The following is a 2,186-nucleotide window of genomic DNA, read 5'->3' as shown; positions in this document are numbered from 1 at the left end:
CGGCGCGCAGGCGGCGACACAGGCGGCCAGCCGCGCCGCGATCATTCCCGCACCCCGTGGCGCGCGATTTCCTCTTCGAATCCCATCTGCCCCAAATCCGTCATGCGCATCGGGTAGAGAATCCCGTCCAGATGATCATATTCATGCTGCAATACATTCGCCATGAAGCCGCCGGCGATCCCCTCCACCCGCGTGCCGTCCCGCTCCAACCCCGAATAGGCGACCCGCACATGACGCGGCACCATGCCGCGCAGGCCGGGAATCGACAGGCACCCCTCCGGCCGCAGCACCATCTCGTCATCGACGGGACGCAGGACAGGGTTGATCAGCACGCTGGCGCCGCGCGGCGGATCGTCGTCGCCCGCGCTGCGCTCCTGCGGCACGCGATAGACGAACAGCCGCAGCGACACATGCACCTGCGGCGCCGCCAGCCCCGCCCCGCGCGCATCCTCCATCGTCTCGATCATGTCGTCGATCAGCCGCCCGATCTCCGGGCTCAGCGGGTCCGCCACCGGGTCCGCGCGGCGCAGCAGGACCGGATGGCCCATCCGGGCGATTTTCAGCAAGGTCACGATCCCACCCTTTCCTGTCGTGCAGGCCATAACGCGCAGGCCACGCATGTCCCGCAAAATAGTCCGCCTGTTTCCGCCAGGAAACGGGCGGAATGATTTGTGTTCCGCACGGACCCCATGTTATAGGTCCGCCCCACTCGGGAATCGCACGCGGGCCATAGCCGCCGGCGGACATCCCGCCACGGCAGTTTTCGTGGCCGATCCGAAAGGCCACAAAGCAGGAGTTGACGACCAAGTGCAGGTTCTCGTTCGCGACAACAATGTCGACCAGGCTCTCAAGGCGCTCAAGAAGAAGATGCAGCGTGAAGGCATCTTCCGCGAGATGAAGCTGCGCCGCCATTACGAAAAGCCCTCCGAGCGCAAGGCGCGCGAGGCCGCCGAGGCCGTCCGCCGCGCCCGCAAGATGGAGCGCAAGCGCCTGGAACGCGAAGGGTTCTGACCTGTTCCATGAACGCGGCCCCGAAGGGGGCCCAGTTCCGAAAAAAGGCCGGCTCCCCAGGGGAGCCGGCCTTTTTTCATGCCTGATTTCCCCCTACTGTCCCGCCGGCGCCATCAGCCGCGACAGATAGACCGCCTCCAGCGCCCGCTCATGGGCGATCTCCCGCGCATTCACCGTGCCGGAATGCCCGCCCTCGACGTCCTCGTAATAGAGAAACGGCACCCCCAGCGCCTGCAATTTCGCGGCGAAACGCCGCGCATGCACCGGCCCCACCCGATCGTCGCGGGTCGAGGTGAAGATGAACGGCTCGGGATAGCGCACCCCCGCGCGCAGCGCCCGCAGGGGCGAGATACGCTGCAGGAAGGCCCGCTGCGCCGGCTCGTCCATACTGCCATATTCGCCGACCCAGGACGCGCCGGCCGCCATCGTCTCGAAATGTTCCATGTCCAGCAGCGGCACGCCGATAATGACCGCGCCCCACAATTCGGGGTGCTGGGTAAACTCCACCCCCATCAGCAGCCCGCCGTTCGACCGGCCGCGAATCGCCAGCCGCGCGGGCGTCGTCACGCCCCGCGCCATCAGGTCCCGCGCCACGGCGGCGAAATCGTCGAAGACGCGCTGGCGATGGACGGTGCGCCCGGCCTCGTGCCAGGCGGGCCCGAACTCGCCCCCGCCGCGAATATTGGCCACCGCGTAGACCCCGCCCCGCTCCAGCCACAGCCGCCCGACCACCGGGTTGTAGTCCGGCACCGACGCGACCTGGAATCCGCCATAGGCCGTCAGCAGCGTCGGGTTCGTGCCGTCCGGCTTCATGCCCCGCCGGTGGACCAGGAAATAGGGAATGCGCGTCCCATCCGCCGATACCGCCCAGAATTGCCCGACCTCCAGCCCGGCGGCATCGAATTGCGGCGGCAATTCCATGATCTTGCGCGCACTGCCCCCCACGCAATCCACCAGCCATAGTTGCGAAGGCGTCAGAAAGCCCGAAACCGACAGGAACGCCCGGCCCGACTCCCGGTCGGCATCGACGATATGGATCGACATCATGTCCGGCATCGCCAGCCGGACGCCGCGCCAGGCGCCGCCGTCCCGCCCGGCCTGCTGAAAGATCCAGGCCTGGCCGCGCACCGAATCCAGCACCGTCATCACCACGCCCGCGCCCGTCACCGCGACCT

Annotated in this window: 3 protein-coding genes; 1 reads left to right on the top strand and 2 read right to left on the bottom strand. The window is 67.7% G+C overall.

Annotated features, from left to right (window positions below):
- Positions 1 to 41 precede the first annotated feature (41 nt).
- Positions 42 to 572: a peptide deformylase gene (gene def / locus HUK84_RS15585; protein ID WP_176641100.1), complete on the bottom strand. Its 531-nt coding sequence runs from the start codon at positions 570 to 572 to the stop codon at positions 42 to 44.
- 235 nt (positions 573 to 807) lie between these two features.
- Between def and rpsU the strand changes: the two genes are divergently transcribed.
- A complete protein-coding gene (gene rpsU / locus HUK84_RS15580) occupies positions 808 to 1,011 on the top strand; it encodes a 30S ribosomal protein S21 (protein WP_010506446.1) in 204 nt (67 codons plus the stop codon).
- A gap of 93 nt (positions 1,012 to 1,104) precedes the next feature.
- Here the strand turns inward: rpsU and HUK84_RS15575 are convergent.
- A partial coding sequence (locus HUK84_RS15575) for a prolyl oligopeptidase family serine peptidase (RefSeq protein ID WP_176641099.1) occupies positions 1,105 to 2,186 on the bottom strand: 1,082 nt, incomplete at its 5' end.

It is taken from the genome of Nguyenibacter vanlangensis (assembly GCF_013376155.1).
In the GTDB taxonomy this organism is placed as follows: Bacteria; Pseudomonadota; Alphaproteobacteria; order Acetobacterales; family Acetobacteraceae; genus Gluconacetobacter; species Gluconacetobacter vanlangensis.
The sequence above is the reverse complement of the archived record's forward strand: the minus strand, read 5'-3'. Positions and strand labels throughout refer to the sequence as shown.